This window comes from Chitinophaga sp. 22620 (assembly GCF_052044405.1).
Lineage (GTDB): Bacteria > Bacteroidota > Bacteroidia > Chitinophagales > Chitinophagaceae > Chitinophaga.
In genome coordinates this window covers 770,136-791,489 of the sequence record NZ_JBQEMV010000002.1, presented here as the reverse complement: position 1 = coordinate 791,489, position 21,354 = coordinate 770,136, and the positions used below count along the sequence as shown (strand labels likewise).

Sequence of the window (21,354 nt, the reverse complement as noted above, 5' to 3'; positions counted from 1 at the left end):
CGGGTACAAACACAATTACCGTACCACCAGCGCTTTGATGCCACCGGTCATATAAACAGCCGTACGGCCGTTCTGATCTTTGTAAAGAAGAATGCCCTCGAGAGATGGCTCACGCTGCAACAGCTGTTTGCTGCCTTCAAAACCCAGTACAAGGCAGGGCGTATCAAAACCGTCGGCGGTAACGGCATCCCGCGCAATAATGGTGGCGCTCAGCAGCGAATCCGGTTGGACGTAGCCGTTTTTGGGGTGAATGATATGGCCGAAGGAATGGCCTTTTGCTGTATAATGATCCTGGTAATTACCCGCGGTGCTCACGGCCGCGTTTTCGAGCCTGATGCGGAACAGGTCTTTCCCGGGCTGCTGCGGGTCTTCGATCCCGATCTCCCAGGCGCCCCCGCAACGCACCTCGCCGCCCACTTCCACCATGTAACGCAGCGCTCCTTTTTCTTCGAGGTAAGCAGCCAGCACATCCACGGTGTAGCCCTGCGCGATGCCGTCGAAATCCAGTCGCACGTTGGGTTTGGTCTTGCGGACGGTTTCGCGGTCGAATTGAATATATTGGAACCCGACGTATTGCAGCAGCGAATCCGCTTTCTCTGTCCAGTCCCGCCCGCTGCGTTTACCCCGCCGGTACGCTTCCACCAGGGGCATCACGGTGGGGTCGAATGCGCCGTTGGTGGCTTTGTATATCTCGGCGGAACGCTGCAGCATCTTGTAAAAATGACCGGACTGAAACCGCCAGTCCTCAAACTGGTTGAAGGACGAGATCTCGGAATCAGCCCGGTAGGTAGACAATGCCTTGTCTATGTCATGGAATATGGAATCCGCCTGGTTTCTGAAGTTCCTTCGAAGGCCGTCTTCATATTCGATGTGCCACGAAGTACCCTGTGCAAAGCCTTCCAGCTTCAGCAGCGGGCTGCTTTGCAGCAGCATCCATATGGCGGCCAGGTACATCATTATTTACCCGCGGGAGGGTTTTGCAGGGTTTGCCCCGGCGGCGTTTCGTCTTTAATGATCGCCATCAGCTCTGCCAGGTGATTTTGATAAACGCCCCGCGGCGTGGTATTGTGTTTCTTTGCCACGGCTGCCGCAAAGCCCACTACTTCGCCCATCATACCGCAGGTACGCATTACGCGCGTGCTGCCGAACGCCACGTGCGTGGTGCTGATATTCCTCCCTGCCATGAACAGGTTGGGAATATTACGGCTGTAAAAGCAGCGGTACGGAATGGTGTAAGGCGCCACCCTGATATGTTTGGTGCTGGCGAAAAATTCCTGCCCTTCAAAGTACTTGCTGTTCTTTGCGTCGGGAAAATGCAGGTCGATGGTCCAGGTGGCGGTAACGGTGCCGTCAGGATAGAATTTTCCTTCCTGTATGTCCATCTGCGTAAGCACATGGTCGCCGATGATCCTGCGGGATTCGCGTTTGCCGCCGATGTAGGCCACCCAGGCCAGCTCGCGTTTGGCGTATTTTTCAGGCTTGTTCTTTTTCAGGTACGACCAGTTGCCGTAAACGGCACGCAGGTTATGGTCGCGGATCTTTTCCGCGTCGGTGATGGTGTTGAAATTACCGAAGCCGGTTTCCCATTCCCAATCCGCTCTGGCTTCGTCGATATGATACTCATCAGAGAACTGGAGGGCCCAGGGCGTTTCCGGGAAGCTGGAAACCGTGTCTTTTTCCAGGGACGCCCAGAGGTTGGAAGTGCCCAGGGTAAAGCTGTCTGCCTTTTCGGCCGCCAGCGATTCGCCGGTTTCCGCTTTGGATTCGCGGCCATGACGGAAATCAGCCCCGGCCAGGTAACCTACCGTACCGTCGCCGGTACAATCGGAAAAATAGGTACCGGCAAAACGTGTTTCCTCGTTGGTGGAAATATTCCTGCCGATCACCGCGACGATCTTGTTGTCTTTCATTTCCAGTTTATACACATGCGTGTTGAGGAACAGGTGCAGGTTCTTTTCCCCTTTCACGATGGCGATCTTCCGGTCATCGCCGTATTCGGCCCCATTAGGATTGCCGTTGCCGGGGTCGCCGTTGTCCATTTCACGCACAATGCGGCCAAGCTTGGGATGATGGTTCTTGTCCACATCGCCTCGGAGATGCACGCGTATCTCGGAGCTGTTGTTCCCGCCCAATACCGGGCGGTCCTGTATCAGCGCGGTTTTGAGGCCCATACGCGCAGCGGAGATCGCGGCGCAGGTACCGGCAATGCCGCCGCCTACTACCACGAGATCGTACTGGCCCGCATCCTTTGGCGTGGCTGAAGTATGCAGCACCTGCATGCGGAAGTCGTTGAGGGATTTGAGCGTATTGGGCGGTGTGAATTTCAGCGCGTCGGTAAAAAGGATCGCATCACAACGGCCGTTGAATCCGGTGAGGTCTTTCATCACAAGCTTCACCTCTTCTTTTGAAATATCCACCACGCCTGCATCGTACCATTTCCAGGCATCGTTGCCGCTGGCGCCCATTACCTGCCCGGCCTGCGCGCCGTCGATGCTGATCGTGAATTTGCCCGGACCCGTGGGGAACGGCGCCCAGTCCCTGGTGCGCACCCACATGCGGTATTTCCCTTTGGCGGGGAATTGCACGGTGGTGGACGCATCCTTCACCGGCCGCCCCATGCCATGGGCCATGAGGTACGAAGAGCCGATCGTTACAAACGACTGCTGGTCTATTACCCAGCCGCCTTTATCGGAAAAAGATTCCGCCTCCACATACACGTGTTTCTGGGCGAAGGCTGCTGTGCAGAGGAACAGCAGCAGGATCAGGATTTTTGTTCTTGCCATATTATTCATTTTTCATTTCGTGCTGAATTAATTGCTGCTGAATGGCTTTATCCGCCGGGTTCAGCTGCTTTAATGCATGGTAGATGTCGCCGCCCATGTCCGGGTGCGACAGTTGCGCTGCCAGGCTCTTCAGGGCTTTGCCCGGAAGCTTCGGCCGCGCCGTCAAGATCTTCAGCTTGGCCTGCAGCTGTTCGCGGTTGCCTTCCGTAGCCGAAGCGGCGATCTTCTCACAAAGCTTTTCATTCACCTGTATACCTGCCAGCTTCTTAAGGATGGCCATTTGCAGCGGGTAAGCGGCCTTCGCATAAGTGTTCCACAACCAGGCCTGCCTTTTGGCGGACAGGAAATAATCCGGGTGCAGTTTTTGCAATGCGTAGCGGGCGGTAAAAATGTTCTGCCCCTGGATGATGCCTGCCATGTCTTCTTCATAACCGGCCTGCACTTTTCCTTCTTCATTCATCACTTTATCCATGGCCCAGTACTGGTAATGATGGTTGCTGCTCCGCAGGAAGCTGTGCAGCATGGAAGGCGTTTCCAGGGAGTCCGTGATCTTTTGTATCTGCGCGGAGGTAGGGCCGTGCGCGAAATGCCAGAGCGTGTAGCAGGTGAACACGGCTCCTTCTATCACTTCATTTTTGATGGTCTTCAACGTGGCGCCGGTGCGTACATTGGCGGAGTCGGAAATATTTTCCGTGCCCTTCACCACGAGGTCTTCCATTTTCAGTTCTGCGAGAATGGATGATTCATTGGCCAGGATATCCTGCAGCTTGCGGTATTCTTCTTCCTTAAAATCGCGGTGATCGGTTTTGGTGAGCACTTCGTTGCCGGGAAGATCATAACGGATGTAATTGCCGAGCAGGTCCCAATACATGTTGACGCGCACCGGCCTGCATTCGCCGGTATTGCACACGGGTGTAAAAATATTCCGGAAAAAATATTTCGGTTTGCCAGCCGCGTCCAGTGCAAGATTGAGGGTATAAGCAACCGTATCCCCTTCCCTGATCTCATACGTCTTGAGCGTATCGGCCGGGAAAGGGGATATGGCGGCAGCTTTGCCGGTTATCAAACAAAATATGACGAGGATGAACAACCGCATAGGTATCATTTATATTCAAGCATGGCCGTTGCTTCGCAGTCTGTGCCGCCTGTGAAGCGTATCCACCGCGCCTGTACGCCTTCCGGGAATTTGTGCACGAAGGCCTGGCCGGGTTTTACTGTGACTGTTCTATATTTCATCCACACGCCGTTGCCCACCGGGTCCATTTCAATGGTGAATGAAACAGGAGCGTTGGCCTTGTGTGAAAGCTGCAAGCTGCGCTGGTCGTAGAACCCGATCAGGTAAGGGTCCGATGGCTCCCCTGCTTTGATGGCGGCGGACGACCAGGGGCCGCCTTTGCCGGTGGGTTTACCCAGCTTCCAGAGATCGTCTATCACGCCCGCCCAAACAGCGGCTTTGCCGTCTGCGGAGCGGATGATGCGCGAACTTTTCGTGTTTGCATCTATGCCCGTTAAGATAAGCAAACCGCGATAAGATGCATAATCGTTGATCCGGAAATTATGCGTCGACACCGGGCGGATCTTGGCGTAGCCGTCCGCGTTTTCCGCGGGCAATTCATAAAATGTGCCATGGCAGTTTAACAGGTCCCTCTCGGTAGCTACTTCGCGGCAAATGCGCAGTGCGCCTTGTTCTGTGAGGCTTGTAAAGGCCTTATTGCCCAGGGGCAGGCGCCAGCGCCGGCCGTTATCGTCTGTTATCAGTACTGAAGCGGCTTCCACAGTTACCGCCTGTTTGGGAATGGCGAATTTTTCTTTGATGAATGAAAGCATGGATGCATCGTTTTTGGGCTGCAGTTCCATTTTTTCATTCAGCTCGTAATAACCGCTTTCCGTTGCCAGGCCCAATGCCCTGCGGTTGGCGCCCAGCCCGTAAAGCAGGCCGCCGCTTGCCGGTGTGCCTGAAGTTTTCACCAATCCGTTGAAAATATTTGTGGGAACGGTTCCACGGATATCCTTCTGCGCGTAGGTGAATTGTACGGTAGTTTTAGCGTCTGCATCCGTTTTTACGCGGATCCATTCACCGGGCGCGGCGGCGGGAAATACCACCTGCGCGGCCTCTCCTGCCGGAACAGTCACTGTTTTCAGCACCGTCCATTGCTGTGCGCCGCTTTCGAAAGTAAACTTCGTTGCTGCGTTACCGTTATTATTTACCCAGGCGGCGCGTACCGGCCAGCCGGCAAACAGGAAGGGCTCTGAAGGCTCTCCCGCTTTCACGTTCTCATTCAGCCAAACTGCGCCTTCCGCTGTATTGGGTCCCAATTGGTCCGGCAGGCTGAGCGGGGTGAACCAGAGGTTCGAATTGGATTGGCCCGGTCCTTCTATATTGCCTTTTGCTTTGCGTTTATTGAGGAATTCCTTCTGCGCGGAATCATCGCAGCCGAACACCAGCTGGTTGTTCCAGCGGGTATAATCGCCGATCACTTTCAGGTAGGCGGAACGCGGGCGGATGCCTGCCGTATGCGTACTGCTGAAGTTGGCGGGGAAGCGCCAGAACAAGCCGTGCATCGTCATCAGGTAATCGGGCCTGCCCGTAACACCTATGTCCCTGATGCGCGGCCACTCGGTATTCCAGCCGTGAGCGCCGTCGTAGCTGTGGCTGGCTTTCGGGAGGCGGAAGAAATGCCAGCTGCCTTTATCGCGCACCGCCAGCAGTACAGACTTATGATCCCAGCCGGTAGCCCAGATAGGGTCCGTTGCAGGGTTGGCATTGCCGTTGATGCCGCCGGGACCGGTGATCTCCACGAACTGATTACGGCGCACCACTTTCCAGTTCTTCCCGTCCCATTCCGACAGCGAACCTGATTCTATATCGAACTGCTTGAGGGCCCGAGAGCCGGGTTCGCCGTTGTTGGAATATACCATCACGCCCTGCCCACTGTACACGCCTTTGCCGTGCGCTCCGGGCAGCAGCTCATTGTGGTAGTTTTTGGCTTCATCCTTTTCTTTTGGTTTCTGGTTCCCGTCTGCATACAGCATCGTTGGCTGCAGGGTCTTCACATCCACTTCATAGAATCCTTCTTCCATGGTGGCGTAATAAATTTTCCCCGCGGGATCGCTGAGGTGGCGGGCGTTGCCGGTGTGCCTGCCCTGCATGGCGGTATAGGGTATCACCCTTATTTTGCCGCTGCCGTCTATCGCGTAGGGGCCAATGAAAAGCTGGTTGCTCTCTTTATGGATCATCCGGTTGGCGGGCGTTCCGCCAATGCTTTCCGGCCTCACGGTCTGGTCCAGCGAGGGCGAGATCTCATACAGCTTGTCCGACGAGCCGAACGGCAGGTGCGGGCCGTAGGTGATCACCCAGAGCTTGCCGGCCCAGGGCACTACCGCGCCCGTTCCGCATTCTCCTTCGTTGTTGTACATGGCCAGGTGCGGGTATACGCCGCCGTAAGAAGGATATTTATTTGCCTGTGCAAAAGCTGACAGGCCCGCGAGTTGCAGGCCCGCCAGCAGGATCATTTTCATCCGCATCATCAATAATTCGGGTTTTGTGTGAGGTGGCTGCTCAATACCTCTGAAGTTGGAATAGGCCAGAGATACTGGCGTGTCTCGTCAAATTTTCTCAGCGAAACCTGTTTGATCAGGCCGGCGTTGTACATCGGCAACAGGTTTGCCGAGCCGTTCTCGTCTATGTCCGGCGTTTGCGGAAAGAACCACAGGCCGGGCTGCACTACTTTCGTGCGCAGGTCCGCAGGGTCCAGCAAGCCGAAGTTCGGCGTGTTCAGCACTTTCTCCGCGATCTTCCAGCGGATGATGTCCATGTAACGAACGCCTTCCAGCGCAAACTCCATTCTTCTCTCTATCCGCAATATCCGGCGCAGCGCTGCCTGGTCCGTTACCGTCACGGCGGGATATTCAGCTACGTTGGCCACTGGTACGCCATAAGCGCGGGCGCGCACGGCGTTAATGGCGTCCAGTACTGACTGGTCTACCTGGTTTTGCTCGATTTTCGCTTCGGCGTACATCAGCAGCACGTCCGCATAACGCACAATGATCTTGTCAGGCTCCGCATTCCAGGAGTTGAGCAGCCAGTCGTTATCCACGCCTTTTCTCCATACCAGCCCGTTGTAGGACGCAAAGATGGCTACGGAGCGGGTGTCTTTGTTTTCCACGTACTTCTGGTCCGCGTCTTTCCAAACCTTCACCGAATCCGGGTGCGGCTGGTAGGTGTAGCCAAGGTGCGATTTCTGGAATTCCTGTATGGTAGCGGTACAGCGCGGATCGCGGTTATCGAAGGGCCTGCGCGGGTTGTACAGCGGCGATTCGTCTATCGGCAAACCGTCTTTACAAAGGAACGCGCACAGAAGGTCCCAGGAAGGGTTCTTAGCGCCCCAGCCTCCCGCGTTGCGCGGCACGTAGTTCTGCAGGTCGCCCAGCGTCACTTTCAGCGCCACCGATCTCGGCAGGCCGAAAATGGTTTCCACTGAATTTTTGGTCTTGGACAGGAACAGGCTGCTGAAATCAGCATGCAGCTTGTAAACGTTCTGATCGATGCAAGCTTTTGCAGCGGTGGCAGCGGTGGCGTAGTCGCCCATCTGCAATGCGAAGCGCGCTTTCAGGGCCAGCGCGGCGCCGGAGGTGGCACGTTTCAGCTCGTTGGCGCCGTATGTTTTGGGCAGGTTCAGCGCCGCTTCGTCGAAGTCCGCAAAGATCTTCGGAACGCTCACGGACCTGTCTTCCTGCTTCAGCTTCATCGCTTCTTCAATATCCAGCGCGGTTTCAGTATAGATGATATTGTTGTAGTGCGATACAAGCCTTGCATACATGGCGGCGCGAACGAACTTCGCTTCGGCGGTATAGCGGCTGATCTGCACCGCGCTCAGCTTACCTTCAGCACGGCCGATGCTGAAGATCACGTTGTTGGCACGGGCTATGGCCTTATAAGTGTTCACCCACCAGGTTTTCACAAAGTCGGTCTCCCCGTTGATGGTGGCGCCGGTAACGGGCGTGGTCACGTCGCGGTAAAGGAAATCGTCCGTCCAGTCGTCGTTGTCCGTAGGCCAGAATGCGTCTTTATACAGCCCGTTGAGGGACATTTCTATTTCTTCTGCATTGGAATTCCAGGTTTCGCTGGAGCCGTCGGAAAGCGGGTTCAGGTCCAGTTTTCCGCAGGCGGCCAGGAGGAATGCGCTGATGCAGGTGATCAATATTTTGCGTTTCATCATCGTCGGTTTTAAAACTTAACAGATAAGCCCAGCACATAAGATACCGTGATGGGATAACGTTCGTAAGTATCCCTGGGGTTCCAGTTCTCAGGATCCCAGCCTTTGGGGAAATTGTGCACAGAAAACAGGTCCGTTACCGTGCCATATATACGCACATCCTGTATATGCAGCTGGTTCACGAGGTGCTTCGGCAGGCTGTAGCTGAGGTTCACGTTCTTTAAACGGAAATACGCGCCGTTGATCAGCCAGAAGTCGGACATAGTGTAGTTGTTGCCGGCCGAGGTATTGGTGTAACGGGGATATTTCGCGTTCTGGTTCTGTTCGGGCGTGTTGTATTTACTCCAGCTCTGCCCGTCGATGATCGCGGGGAAATTGCCGTAGTTTTCTGACAACGGCCGCACAATATCCTGCGTAAGGCGGGCATTCTGCTTGCCTACGCCCTGCAGTACAATGCCCAGGCTCCAGTTCTTATATCCGGCCTGGAGGTTTGCGCCGTACATGTAACGCGGCAGGGAACCGCCGAGCAGCACACGGTCGTATTCAGGAGAGATCTTCCCGTCCGGCACGCCGGCGGGGCCGCTGATGTCCTGGTAACGGATGTCGCCGGGCCTTGTGTTGGCGTTGAGCTTGGGGGCCTTGTCCACTTCCTCCTGCGTCTGGAAGATGCCGTCAGCGCGATAGCCGTACCATTCGTTGAATTCGCTGCCGTAGGTCTTGATCGTATCGCCTACAAACTCCGTTCCGCCGAGGTCGCCCATTTTAGTGACGAAGTCGGATACGTTCACGGAAACGCTGTAAGTGAAATCGCCTTTTTTGTCGTACCAGCCGGCCTGGAGTTCCCAGCCTTTGGTGAACATCTTACCGGTGTTCTGGAAGGGGTTGTCGTAGCCGATGTAATCCGGTATTTCGAGTTGCAGCAGCATGTCGTGCGTGGTTTTGCGGAAATAATCGGCGGTCACGCGCAGGCGGTTATCCAGGAAGTTCGCGTCTATGCCCACGTCGTAGGAACGGGTGGTTTCCCAGGTGATGTCGCGGATGGCGTATTGCCATTGTGCGGCAGACTGCGCGCTTTGCACGGTGTTGCCTTTATAGAACAGGGAATTGTTTTCGAAACGGAGCAGTGCCTGGTAGGGATAGTTCCCGATCCTTTCGTTGCCCAGCGAGCCCCATGAAGCGCGTAGCTTCAGGAAAGAGAGCCAGCTGGCCGTGCTCTGCATAAAATTCTCCTGCGATGCGATCCACCCGGCGGATACAGAGGGGAAGGAGCCCCAGCGGTAACCCGGCGCAAAGCGCGAAGAAGCATCGTAGCGGATATTGGCCTGCAAAAGATATTTTTCATCGAAGCTGTACATGACCCTGCCGAACCATGAACGGTAAGCCGTTTCCCAGGCGGCGCCGTTGTTGTCGCGGAACTCCAGCGGGCCCAGGTTCAGGTAGGGATAGTTGCTCACCACGTATTGCCCGCGGTAAGCACCCAGCTCTTCGTTGAAGGCGTGGAAATATTCGTAGCCCGCCAGCAGGTTGAAATTATGTTTGCCCAGCTGCTTCACGTAGTTGGCCATGAACTGGATGGTGTAACGGTAATTGTCGTTGCGGTCCTCATCCAGCTTGGTTTCCGTGCCGCCTTCTATGTAGCCTGAGATGGAGTTGGGATTGTTGAAGGAAGTATAGGGAAGCCTACGGGTGAAATGTTTCCGTTTGTCGAAGTTGAGGAAGGGAGACACCACGCCGGAGAACTTCAATCCTTCGATCGGCGTGAAATCCACACCTATTTTGCCGCCGAGCTGGTTATACCAGTCGTGGTAAAAACCGCCTTCTTTCATGAGGGCGTAAATGTTTGCTCCGTCCTTTCCCGCGCCTATCCTCCCGTCGCTCCACATGGCCGCGTATATCGGCGGTACAATGTTCATTTTATGCAGGGGATTGGTAACAGGCTGCTTGATGGTGGTTCGGCGGAAATTGATGTCCGCGCTGGCGGAAAGGTATTTTGAAATGGTGATATCGTTGTTGATACGCGCTGTCATACGCTCGTACGTACGCCCCGGATACAAGGCTTCCGATTTATCGTACCCGAGCGAAACGCGCGAACGGATATTTTTGCCGCCGCCGGAAAGGCTCATGATATGGCTTTGCCGTGGCGCGCTGTTGCGGAGGATAAGTCCGCGCCAGTCCGTATTCGGGTATTCATCAGGGTTCTGCGCGTGCAGGTCGTGATAATTATCGACGATGTTCTTGGCGTAGGTCGGGTATTCGTTGGCATTGTTGCCGTTGTCGTTCCAGCGAAGCTCGTTGGTGAGCTGCATGTAACGCACCGCGTCCACGTAATCAGGGAGCTTCGTGGCTTTTTCGATGCCGTATTCATAGGTATAATCGAGGTTCAGCTGCCCGTTCCTCGCCCTTTTGCTGGTAATGAGGATAACGCCGGCCGCAGCCCTGGAGCCGTAAATGGATGCTGAAGCGGCGTCTTTCAGCACGGATATATTGTCCACATCGTTCGGGTTGATGGAGTTGATATCGTCGATGGGCACGCCGTCCAGGATGTAGAGCGGGGTGGCGCCTTCGCCGCTGATGGTGGTGATGCCGCGCACCCTGATGCTTGGCGCGGCGCCGGGCGCGCTATTCGAACGCGTCACCATTACGCCTGGCATGGCGCCCTGCAGGGCGGCGGAAATGTTGGTGGTCTTACGCTGGGTGATGGCGTCTCCCTGCATGGCAGACACGGAGCCGGTAAGGTCGCTTTTTTTCACCGAGCCGTAACCTACCACCACCACGCCTTCCAGCGCGGTATTGTCGGCAAACACCATCCTGATGTCCAGCCTGCGCCTGCCGTTCAGCGGCTGCTCCTGTTTCTCGAACCCGATGTAGGAAAACACGATGGTGGCATCGTCTTTCACATCGGGGAGCTTGAACTCGCCTTTTTCATCCGTCATGGTAGCGGTTTGCGTGCCTTTGATGAGCACGGTTACCCCGGGCAGCGGCGCCCCCGCATCGTCCGTTACCTTGCCTGTTAGCGGCACGGCCTGCTGCGCGGCGGGCATCAGCAACCTCGGTATGGGCGGCAGCTTGCGGATGGAAATGGTTTTATCGGTAATGGAATAGCTCAGCCCCTGGCCTTGCAGGCTGGCGGAGAGCAGGGTTTCAATGGATACGTCTTTGAGCGCAACGGATACAGGTTGCGTGGTGTTGATCAGGCTGTTGTCATAAAATACCACGTACCCGGTTTGCTTACGGATCGCGGAAAAGATCGTTGTCAGTTTTACATTCTTACCGGAAAAGCTGACGGTTTGCGAAACGCCGGTAGCGCTTACATTCAGGAAAAGCACCGTCAGAAAAAAGCATGTTAACTTCATAGCTAACAATATTTTGGTTGAAGATCGCAGGCGGCCCGTGGCGGCCACATCGCCCGCCGGGAGCGATGCTTGCCAGGGTATAGCAGCGCCAGCCCGCTTACGTAAAGCGATAAGTTTAAATTGCATACATTTGCATTGTTTGGTTGAATAATTAGGCTGTCTTACCGATTGTTCTGATTGCTACGGCCAAATGCGCCAGAGATGTTCGCAGCATTTCTGGCTTTTTTGTGGCCCCGGTATTTATTTCATAACGATTAAATTTCTTCCTTCAAGCCTGAACTTCACATTATTTTCCTCCAGTATCTTCAATACGTCCGTTAAAGGCAGCGAACGCTGCATCGCGCCGCCAAAGCTCCTTTCCGGTACTTCGCCTTCGTAGATCACTTTCACATCGTACCAGTTTTCCAGCTGCCGCATCACTGCCGGCATATCTGCGTCGTTGAACTGGAACAGGCCGTTCTTCCAGGCCACCACTTCGTCCAGGTTCACATTGTCTTTCACATTCAGCGAGCCGTTTCCTTGCAGGCCCGCCTGCTGGCCAGGTTTCAGTAATGCTTCTTTCCCGGAGGCGGCAATTTTCACGGCGCCTTCCAGCAGCGTGGTTTTCACGGTTTTTTCTTCTGTATAGGCATTAATATTAAAATGTGTGCCGAGCACTTCCACGCTCATTGCGCCTGCTTTTACGCGGAAAGGTTTCCCGGCCTGTTTGGCCACTTCAAAGTAAGCCTCGCCGGTAATGGATACTTCGCGGCTTTCGCCCGTAAAGGCGGTGGGATAGGTAACGGACGATGCGGCATTGAGCCACACCCGGCTGCCGTCCGGCAGGGTGAGGCGGTACTCTCCTCCCCTGGGGGTGCGCATGGTATTGAACAATACTTCTTCCTGCCCCTGCCCTGCCTGCTCGTAAGCGAGCTGACCGTTGGCCTGTTTTACTATTTTCATATTGCCCTGCTGCGCCAGCACACCGTTGCCGGAGCTGTCCAGGGCTATCACGGTGCCGTCGCCCAGGGTGAGCACGGCTTTATTGCCGCCGGGCAGCACACTGGCCACCAGCGGTAATTGCACAGGTTGTTGTGCGATGGGTTGTTTTTTTTCACGGTTAAACCAGAAACCTCCCGCCGCCAGCAACAGTAGAACAGCGGCGGCTGCCGCCAGCCAGGGCTTACGGCGGCGCATAGGCGCCACTTTGCTGTCCGCTGAGAGCAGTGCGGCCTGCACACGGTCTGCCGCCCCGGCAGGCATAGGCCCCTCCGGTTGAAAACGGCCCCAGGTACTGTCCAGCACCTCTTTCAGCAGGCCGTCGTCCTGCGCAGCGTGAATGTATTGCGCCAGCTCTTTCCGTTCTTCGTCCGTGCATGCGCCTTTAAAGTACCTTTCCATGAGGTACAGCAATCGTTCTCTCAACATATTGAGTGGTTTACCCTTGTATATAGACAACCGGGAAGGAAAGTATACCTGGTTTTTCTATAAAAAAATTTCCAGGAAGCAGGAAATGAAGATGGTAAAGGCTTCCGGCCTGGCGCTGAGCTGCTGCCGGATGAGGCGGAGCGCCTCGATGAGGTGGTTGTTCACGGTAGAAGGCGAAATACCCAGGAAGCGGGCTATCTCATCGTGCTTCAGCCCTTTATCCCGGCTAAGCGTATATACCAGCTTCTGCCGCGGCGTAAGTTTTTCGAGGGCGGAGTGCAGGTGTTTGTTCACTTCCTGCACGTTCAGCCGGTCTTCGGCGTCCATGCGCACGGCTTCGCGGGTTTTGACCAGCTCGTCCAGTATAAGGGTCTCCTTGGCCATGCGTTTCAGGGAATTGATCACCTGGTTGCGGGCCATCTGGTAAATATACGCGCCAAACTGGCCGATCTCCGGGAGCTTCTCCCGGTTCTTCCAGAGTCGGAGGAAAATATCCTGCACAATGTCTTCCGCCATTTCCGGGGAACCGGTGGCACGCAGGAGGAAACCGTAAAGTTTGTCCTTATACGATCTGAAAAGGGCCGCAAATGCCGTGGCATCGCCCGCTGCAGAGTAACGTATCAGTTCAGTTTCATTGTTAGCTGGTTCCATGGGAACTGTGATGTGGAATTCTTATAGCATACCGTGGTCAACCAAAAATAGGAAAAATTCGATTCGGCACGGAGAAATTATTTTAAGGCCGCCTTGGGAACGGTCCCAACAAAAATCCCCCGCCGGTAAAGCAGGGGATCGCATTTTTAACAGGTTAGTATGATCAGTTGCCGGCGCGGCGGCTTTCGTCGTTGCCGCTTTGCCTTTCCTTGGTTTCCATTTTCGTGTTGCCGAAGCGGTAGCTGAAGGCCACGTTCAATGTCCTGTTCTGCCAGCGGTTATTCACGCTCAGGTATATGTTATTGAATTCCGCCACGCCCCGGAAACGCTGGGAAGCGAAAATATCGTTCACATTCACTTTGATGGTGCCTTTCTTTTTCAGCACGGTTTTCTGCACGCCGCAATTCACGCTCCACATGGATTTGGACACCCAGATGCCGTATACGTTCGGCGCTTCGTACCATCCGCTCAGCTCAAACTTAAAATCATGCGGCAGGGTGAAAGTATTGGTGGAATTGATGTTCCACGCCACCTGCGAGGTATTGAAATTGCCCAGGGAGTCAAGTATCCGGTATTCATTGTAATAAACGGAAACGTTATTGCTTGTATTCCACCACTTCACCGGGTCGAAGGGAAGGGTGAGGTTGAGCGAATAGCTGTTCTGGTGGCCAAGGTTCTTATTTGTGCTGATGGTCACATTGGTTTCCGGGTTCAGTATCAGGAACTCGTCGTACACATCATTCACGCGGCTGTAGCCGAGGGTGGCGAGGTATTTATTTTTGAATGTATACGTCAGCTCGGTGTTGTGGATATACTCAGGCGTCAGGTAAGAGTTGCCGCGGAAAAAGGTGTACTTGTCCAGGAAGAACATAAAAGGGTTCAGCATGCCGTAGCCCGGGCGGTTGATGCGTTTGTTGTAGGTAATGCCCAGCTTATGATTTTCGGAGAACTTATGATCCGCCGTAAAATTGGGAAAATAGTCCAGGTACGTTCTTTTCACATTGCTCTTGAGCGTATTGCTCGTGGCATCGGAAATGGTCTGCTCCAGGCGAAGCCCCACTACGAAGTCCGTTTTCTTGAACTGCTTTTTATAGATCAGGTAAGCGGCCAGCACGTTCTCGTCGTACAGGAACTCGTCGTACTGTTCGTACACGGGCTGGTATGCGCCGTTCTTAAGGGAATCGTACCGCATGTTGTTCTGCGTGGTCACAAAGCTGCCCTTCACGCCGGCCTCTATCTTGCTGGTTTTGGTGATCGTCTTTACCAGGTCCGCCTTTATGCTGCGGATGGTAATGTCTGTATACGGCAGGGTGCGTACGGAGTTGTGGTCGAACACGGAATTGTCTTTCATTACTTTCACGCTGTCGGACATCCAGGTTTTCATATTGTTGTCGAACTTCATGTAATCCGCATCCATGCTGAATTCGGAGCCACTGGTATCGAGCTTGAACTTATAGTTGAGATTATAGGAGGTGCTGTTGAAACGGTTGTTGCCGGCTACGGAAGAATAGAGGATGGAATCCACGATCATGGTGCTCTGCCTTGATATCTGCGTAGCGCTGGGTGCATCGCGCCAGAAGGCGTTGCGGTAACCGTTCACCATGAAGCCCAGCGTCTGCTTTTCATTGATGTACCAGTCGATGCCCGCTTTGGCGGAGCGGTTGAGGAAGTGGCCTTTCTGGAACACGTCCTGCTGGAAATGCAGCGGCACGTCGCCCGGAGTTTTACGGTGCAGCAGGCGGGTATTGAAAAAATTGCGGTCCGCCCAGTTCAGGTTGGTGAACACGTTGAACTTTTTGGTGCGCCAGTTGAGGCTGAGACCGGTGGAAAAGAACATGTACCTGCCTCCGCCGCCGCTCAGGTTAAGCGTGCCGTTGGTGCCGGTCATCTGTCCTTTTTTGGTTTTGATATTGATGATACCCGCTGTGCCGGCAGCATCGTATTTCGCGCTGGGACTGGTGATGATCTCGATCTGTGAAACGGATTCCGCTGTCATGCTTTTCAGCAGCTCCGCCAGCGCTTCGGCGGAAAGATAAGTGAGCTTGCCGTCGAGCATAACGGTAACGCCCTGCTTGCCTTTCATGACGAGGTTCTCATCTTTGTCCACGGTAATACCGGGCGCGCGGCGCAGGAGGTCCAGCACGGTATTGCCTGCGGCGGCCACGCTGCTTTCCACGTTCAGGATGGTTTTGCCTTCGCTTCTTTCAATGAAAGGTTTCTGCGCGGTTACTTCCACGCCTTTCAGGCTTTTGGGCGCGGCTTCCAGCGCAAGCGCCTTCAGGTCCACGGCAGCGTCCTTCACCTGGAACACGCTGCTTTTTTTAGCGGTGAACCCCATCTGGGAAACTTCCAGGTAATAAGAACCGGCCGCGATCTTTTCGAACAGGCATTTGCCGTCCGCATCGCTCATCTGGCCTTTCACGAGGGAACTGTCCGTGGATTTGCGCACGGCTACGCTGGCGTAAGGAAGCGGGTTCCCGGAAACATCGGTAATTTTCACACTGACGTTGCTTTGCGCAAACACAGTGTTCAGGGCAGCAAGCAATATAATGATCAGTATGGAGCGTTTCTTCATAAGCGATCTGTTGTCTGTTTCTTATAGTTAAGGTTTGATCCGGGGCAGGTAAGTACAGTAAAGTTCGGAGATGCCGCGCACAAATTTCTCCCGCTCATCCTTATTCCGCTGCACTGGAATACTTTATGGCAAACCCTGCCCGTACGACGATGTACATGATAAAGACGCCCGGGCGCAGGTTAAGTTGCACGCGCTTGATAAATGGTTGCGGGTTAGGAGGAATGGCCCTTAACGGGTAGCACCGGCAAGCGGCGGCAGCTTCACTTTAAAAATGTCCGATAACGCACACCTGGCGGCGTGATAGCCGCACATGCCATGCACTCCGCCGCCGGGAGGCGTGGAGGAGGAACAGAGGTAGATGCCCTTGGCTGAAGTGCGGTAGGGAGAGCGCCGCAGGGCCGGGCGGGTAAACAGCTGACGGATGTCGATAATGCCGCCGTTGATGTCTCCGCCGATGTAATTGGGATTATAACTTTCGAGCTCTTCCGTGTTAAAAGTATGCCGCGCCAGGATGGTATCCCTGAAACCGGGGGCAAACCTTTCGATCTGCCCTTCCATGGCAGTGGTCATGTCTTTCCGGGAGCCGTTGGGCACGTGGCAATAGGCCCAGGCTGTATGTTTGCCTTCAGGGGCGCGCGAAGGGTCTATAAGGCTTTGCTGGGCGAGCAGCACAAAAGGTTTGTCCGGATGATGGCCCGCGGCTGTTTGTTTTTCGGATTGCGCTATTTCTGCGGCGGTATTGCCAATATGCACGGTTCCCGCTTCCCTGCATGCCGCGGCGGTGAAGGGAATGGGCGCAGACAATGCCCAGTCTGCCTTGAATACGCCCATGCCGTAACGGTATTTTTCCAGCTGCCATTTGTAGAAGGAAGAAAAACGGTGGCCCGTGATTTCCAACAGCTGTTTAGGCGTTACATCCAGCAAAAGTGCGCGGTGCGACGGTAACTGTTCCAGCCGGCTGATATAAGTATCCGTTACAATGCTGCCGCCGATGGAAGTGAAATACCCGGCCAGCGCGTTGGCGATCTGCTGTGAACCGCCCTGCGGCACGGGCCAGCCCCGGAGGTGGCCGGTAATGGAAAGCACCAGCGCAATAGCGGATGTGGCGATATTTTCCAGCGGCTGGATGGCATGCGCGCCCATGCCGGCCAGCAGGCCGCGGGCATAAGGGTCTTCAAAGCGGCGTATAAGGCTCGTCAGCGGCTGTAGTGCTTTCAGCCCGAATTGCGCCATTTTAAGAGGATGGGCAGGTATCTGCAAGGGACCCAGCGCGTCATTGATGATAAACGGCCAGCTGCGCATGAGCGGTTCCATCAGCCTGCGGTAAACCTCCGCATCTTTTTTCCCGAGGGAATCCAGCGTTTGCAACATGTTCGTGCTGAGCACAGCCGCATGGCCGCCGTCGAACGGATGGGCGGCGGCGATGGCCGGGTAAATGAATTTCAGTCCGTGACCGGCCAGCGGCAGGGTTTGAAAAAACGGGGAACCGGCGGCGAGGGGATGGATAGCGGAACATATGTCGTGCAGGAAACCGGGAAGGGTCAGCTCCGCGCTGCGAAGCCCGCCGCCGATGGTGGACTTTCCCTCCACCAGCAGCACCTTCACCCCCTGTTGCTGCAGGGTGATGGCGGCTGCAAGCCCGTTGGGGCCTGATCCTACCACTATCGCGTCGTATTCCGGGTTTTGCATTTCATAAATATACGTTATCCGGTTTTGATTACCGTTTCGTCCGTCATTGCGAGGAGCAGCGGAGCTAAAGCGGGTGGGGCGACGAAGCAATCTCCCGCATAACATGGGAATACTCCAATACCAGGAGGAGATTGCTTCGTCGCGGCCATGCACAAACCCTCTGCTACTCCTCGCAATGACGAGTTTTTCCTATTAACAAGCAGCTAATTACCGAAAAAAATTTCCCCCGCATACAAATCAACGGAATTATTCCTATTTTTCGGTAACGTACCCGAAAAACGGGTGCCGCCATCATCACGCTGCTCCTTTTACCTGAAAAACATTTGTCTTCCATGAAAAGATCAACGCCTGTTCAGTTCCTGCTCCTATGCCTCTTTGCAGGAAGCGCCTGCCGGCCCGGCACAAAAACGAATTTTGTCCAGCAGCCGGAAAGCGCGCTGGTGCTGGAATCTACCACACTCGGCGTAAGCACCGTTATACAGGATCTGAACGTGCCCTGGGAGATCTGCTGGGGGCCTGATAACCGCATCTGGTTCACCGAGCAGAGCGGCACCATCAGCGCCGTAAAACCTGAAACGGGCGAGCGGAAGATCATGCTCACTATCCCCGAAGTATACCGCCAGCGCTCACTCGGCCTGCTGGGCATGGCGCTCCATCCAACGGAGCCCTATGTGTTCGTGGACTACACGCATCTCAAAAAAGATTCCACCATCGTATCAAAGCTGGTACGTTACACCCGCACGGCGGACACTTTAAAAGACCCGCTGCTGCTGCTCGAATACCCCGGCAACACCGGCCACAACGGCTCCCGTGTGATCATTTCGCCGGACGGCAAAGTAATGCTCGCCACCGGCGACGCCGCCCGTTATCCCAATGCGCCGGACACCGCGTCGCTGAACGGGAAAGTGCTGCGTATGAATATTGATGGTTCCGTTCCCGCGGACAATCCTTATCCCGGCAACTACATGTGGAGCCGCGGCCACCGAAACATACAGGGCCTCGCCTATACTTCCGGCGGCGGCTTCTTCGCGTCCGAGCATGGCGATGCGACGGACGACGAGCTGAACCTCGTTCAGAAAACCGGCTATTACGCCTGGCCGCATATTGAAGGATATGCGGACCGTCCCAAAGAAAAAAACTATGCGGATACATTCGCTTTCATTCCCCCCGTTATTGCCTGGACGCCTACCATAGCGCCAGCCGGCATTGATCATTACATGTCTGATAATATTCCCGAATGGAAGAACACTATCCTGATGGGCACCCTCAAAAACGCCAGCCTGCGCGTAATCAGGCTGAACGCCACGCAGGATTCCGTATTGGGAGAAAACGTTTATCTCAGCGGCATCTTCGGCCGCATCCGCGATCTCTGCGTATCGCCCGGCGGCGATGTGTACATTGCCACCAGCAACCGCGACTGGAACCCCGGCAAAGGTTTCCCGAAAACGCACGACGACCGCATCATCCGCCTCTCTCCCATTTCATCGGCCGGCAACCTGCCCGTGCTGCCCCAATCGGCCAACCTGAATACCGCGGCGCTTGCCAAAGGCGCGGTGCTCTATGCCAATTACTGCGAAGCCTGCCACAAGCCTGACGGCAGGGGTATAAAAGGCTCCTTCCCCGCGTTGGACAGGAGCAAGCTGGTAACCGGCGATGCGGGGCAACTATTGCAGATCGTATTAAAAGGAAGCAAAAAGAACACCGGCGAACAGATGCCCGGGTTTGCTTTTATGCCCGATGAAGACATAGCCGCCATTACCGGGTACATCCGCAACGCATGGCGCAACCAGGCAGACAGCGTGACGGTCGCAGACGTGCAAAGGGAAAGAAAAAAAGCTGGGTTGTAAGATCATTCGTCTTCCGGCTCCACATCGGTGAGCTGGTATTTGATGGCGTAGTGCAGCGGCTGGATGGGCTTGTCGTTCGCATTGGCCCACACGTTCGCGAAAGAAGCGCCGTAATAAAAGATCAGCGCCACGTAGAACACGAACAATAATAGCAGCACCATGGACGCGGATGCGCCATAGATGCTGTTGATATTACTGTAAGTAAGCAACCAGCGCAGGATGAGCTTACCGATGTTGAAGAGTATGCTGGTAACCAGCGCCCCGGTCAATAGTATTTTCCAGCGCGGCCGCCCGTCAGGCAGCAGGAAGAACACCAGCGCGAACCAGAGCGTTACCGTAAAGACGGATATGCCATAACGCAGCACGCCGTTGTAATAAATAGACAGGTCCGGCGCAAAACGCGTTACATATTTACCGATAAAGCCCTGCGCGGAATCCGCGACGATGCCCATGACGAACAGTACGCCCGTGCAGAGTATCAGCGCCACGCCGCGCAGCCGGCTGAGCATGATGTGCCTGAAATTCCCCGCTGCAATGGGCCTCACGCGCCATAGCTGGTTCACGGAACTGGTCATTACTTTCAGCAGCGTGGTAGCCACGAACAGCAGGAATACGAATCCGGCGATAGCGATCAGCCAGTTCTGCGCTATGCCCCTGAAGGCTTTGAGCGTTTCGATCACTTCGTTGGTCACTTCGGGGCCGATGATCTCGATCATCTGGTCGAACAGCTGCCGGGAAATTACGCGCGGCTCAAACAGCAGGCGCAGGGCCTGGAGAATGATCACCAGGATGGCCGGCAGGGCGAACGTCGTAAAAAACGCCGTGGCGCCCGCCATGCGCAGCGGGTCGTTTGCCTGCAATTCCGTGAAGGCGTCTTTAAAAGACCATAAAAATACCTGCCAGCGCTTAAGATGCTTCCTGTTCCTTACCATATGCTCTAGCCCGGCAAATACCAGGCCCGGCCAAAATTAGCTGAAAAAACCGGAACAACTCCCAGCATATCAATTACATATCTCACACGTGCCTGTCCAGCCACTGCGCAATAAAATCAGCATCTTCCCGCCAGGTCGGCTGCCCCAGCACAAAGTGGTTCCTCCCTTCGGACAGTTTGAATTCCGTAACGGACTGCGACTTCGCATATCTCTTAAAATTGGAGCGGTTGAGCGAAGCGGGCATGGTATGGTCTGCGGTGCCCGCCACGAAAAGCAGCGGCGGGTGCGGCCGTTTGTAATCGACCTTTGCCACATGGCTGAGACCGTCGCGCAGGGCGCGTTTGGATTCCGGGATGGCGAACTTTTCATACCCTGCCTTCTGTTCCGCCAGCGGCATACCGTTCGCGAAAGCGTATTGCCATTGCGGGAAGCTCATCAGGAACGAACGGGAAGCAGGCGTGAAGAATCCCAGCGGCGCCCAGGCGGCCCGCAGGAAAGACCATTTAAAAGACATCACGCCCGCGGGCGGCACGGAATGAATGGCCACGCCGGCCACGGCCAGGTCCTTCTGCAAAAGCAGCTGCACCAGCAAGCCTCCCAGCGAATGCCCGATCAGTATCGGTTTTTCATCCAGCTGCGTAATAAAATCCGTGAAATAATTTACCAGGTCCGCCAGCCTGATAGACGCAATGGCCGCGTCGGGCTGCCGGCTGCGCAGCACCAGCGCGGGCGCGTCTTTATGAGGCCATGGCGGCGCAAGGCAGCGGTATCCCCGCTGTTCGAAGAATCCTTTCCAGGGATCCCAGCAGTGGCTGCTGACGAAGGCCCCGGTCAGGAATACGATCGTGTTCATGTTGCTGCTTTGGCCTGGTTATCCCAAACCGGTGCCATTCGCGCAACC

13 protein-coding genes are annotated in these 21,354 nt (G+C 55.1%); 1 reads left to right on the top strand and 12 read right to left on the bottom strand.

The genetic code is table 11. From position 1 onward, the window contains the following. Positions 1–15 precede the first annotated feature (15 nt). The 10 genes from ACTJIK_RS12950 to ACTJIK_RS12905 form a co-directional block, all read right to left on the bottom strand. Positions 16–957 (bottom strand): FAD:protein FMN transferase, encoded by a 942-nt coding sequence (locus ACTJIK_RS12950; RefSeq protein WP_440646777.1) that lies wholly within the window; start codon positions 955–957, stop codon positions 16–18. Next, positions 957–2,783 (bottom strand): FAD-dependent oxidoreductase, encoded by a 1,827-nt coding sequence (locus ACTJIK_RS12945; RefSeq protein ID WP_440646776.1) that lies wholly within the window; start codon positions 2,781–2,783, stop codon positions 957–959. Before ACTJIK_RS12945 ends, ACTJIK_RS12950 begins: the two co-directional genes overlap by 1 nt. 1 nt (position 2,784) lies before the next feature. Then, on the bottom strand, positions 2,785–3,879 hold the full coding sequence (locus ACTJIK_RS12940; protein ID WP_440646775.1) for a hypothetical protein: 1,095 nt from the start codon (positions 3,877–3,879) through the stop codon (positions 2,785–2,787). Positions 3,880–3,884: 5 nt separating this feature from the next. Beyond that, positions 3,885–6,311, bottom strand: coding sequence for a hypothetical protein (locus tag ACTJIK_RS12935; protein WP_440646774.1), 2,427 nt, complete (start codon positions 6,309–6,311; stop codon positions 3,885–3,887). Further along, entirely contained in the window at positions 6,311–8,002 is a 1,692-nt protein-coding gene (locus tag ACTJIK_RS12930; RefSeq protein ID WP_440646773.1) for a RagB/SusD family nutrient uptake outer membrane protein, read from the bottom strand. Before ACTJIK_RS12930 ends, ACTJIK_RS12935 begins: the two co-directional genes overlap by 1 nt. A gap of 8 nt (positions 8,003–8,010) precedes the next feature. Continuing rightward, the gene (locus tag ACTJIK_RS12925; RefSeq protein WP_440646772.1) at positions 8,011–11,352 is read right to left on the bottom strand and encodes a TonB-dependent receptor; all 3,342 of its coding nucleotides are present in this window, start codon (positions 11,350–11,352) and stop codon (positions 8,011–8,013) included. Between the two features lie 240 nt (positions 11,353–11,592). Continuing rightward, the gene (locus ACTJIK_RS12920) at positions 11,593–12,759 is read right to left on the bottom strand and encodes a FecR family protein (RefSeq protein WP_440646771.1); all 1,167 of its coding nucleotides are present in this window, start codon (positions 12,757–12,759) and stop codon (positions 11,593–11,595) included. 57 nt (positions 12,760–12,816) lie between these two features. Continuing rightward, entirely contained in the window at positions 12,817–13,410 is a 594-nt protein-coding gene (locus tag ACTJIK_RS12915) for an RNA polymerase sigma factor (protein WP_440646770.1), read from the bottom strand. 163 nt (positions 13,411–13,573) lie between these two features. Further along, entirely contained in the window at positions 13,574–15,985 is a 2,412-nt protein-coding gene (locus ACTJIK_RS12910; protein WP_440646769.1) for an outer membrane beta-barrel protein, read from the bottom strand. A gap of 228 nt (positions 15,986–16,213) precedes the next feature. Further along, positions 16,214–17,674, bottom strand: a complete 1,461-nt coding sequence (locus ACTJIK_RS12905; protein WP_440646768.1) for a phytoene desaturase family protein — start codon at positions 17,672–17,674, stop codon at positions 16,214–16,216. Between the two features lie 332 nt (positions 17,675–18,006). Between ACTJIK_RS12905 and ACTJIK_RS12900 the strand changes: the two genes are divergently transcribed. Next, a complete protein-coding gene (locus ACTJIK_RS12900; RefSeq protein WP_440646767.1) occupies positions 18,007–19,521 on the top strand; it encodes a PQQ-dependent sugar dehydrogenase in 1,515 nt (504 codons plus the stop codon). A 2-nt stretch (positions 19,522–19,523) separates the two neighbouring features. Here the strand turns inward: ACTJIK_RS12900 and ACTJIK_RS12895 are convergent, their stop codons facing one another. Together ACTJIK_RS12895 and ACTJIK_RS12890 are read right to left on the bottom strand one after the other, a co-directional pair. Beyond that, the gene (locus ACTJIK_RS12895; RefSeq protein WP_440646766.1) at positions 19,524–20,453 is read right to left on the bottom strand and encodes a YihY/virulence factor BrkB family protein; all 930 of its coding nucleotides are present in this window, start codon (positions 20,451–20,453) and stop codon (positions 19,524–19,526) included. 82 nt (positions 20,454–20,535) lie between these two features. Continuing rightward, positions 20,536–21,306 (bottom strand): alpha/beta fold hydrolase, encoded by a 771-nt coding sequence (locus ACTJIK_RS12890; RefSeq protein WP_440646765.1) that lies wholly within the window; start codon positions 21,304–21,306, stop codon positions 20,536–20,538. Positions 21,307–21,354 lie beyond the last annotated feature (48 nt).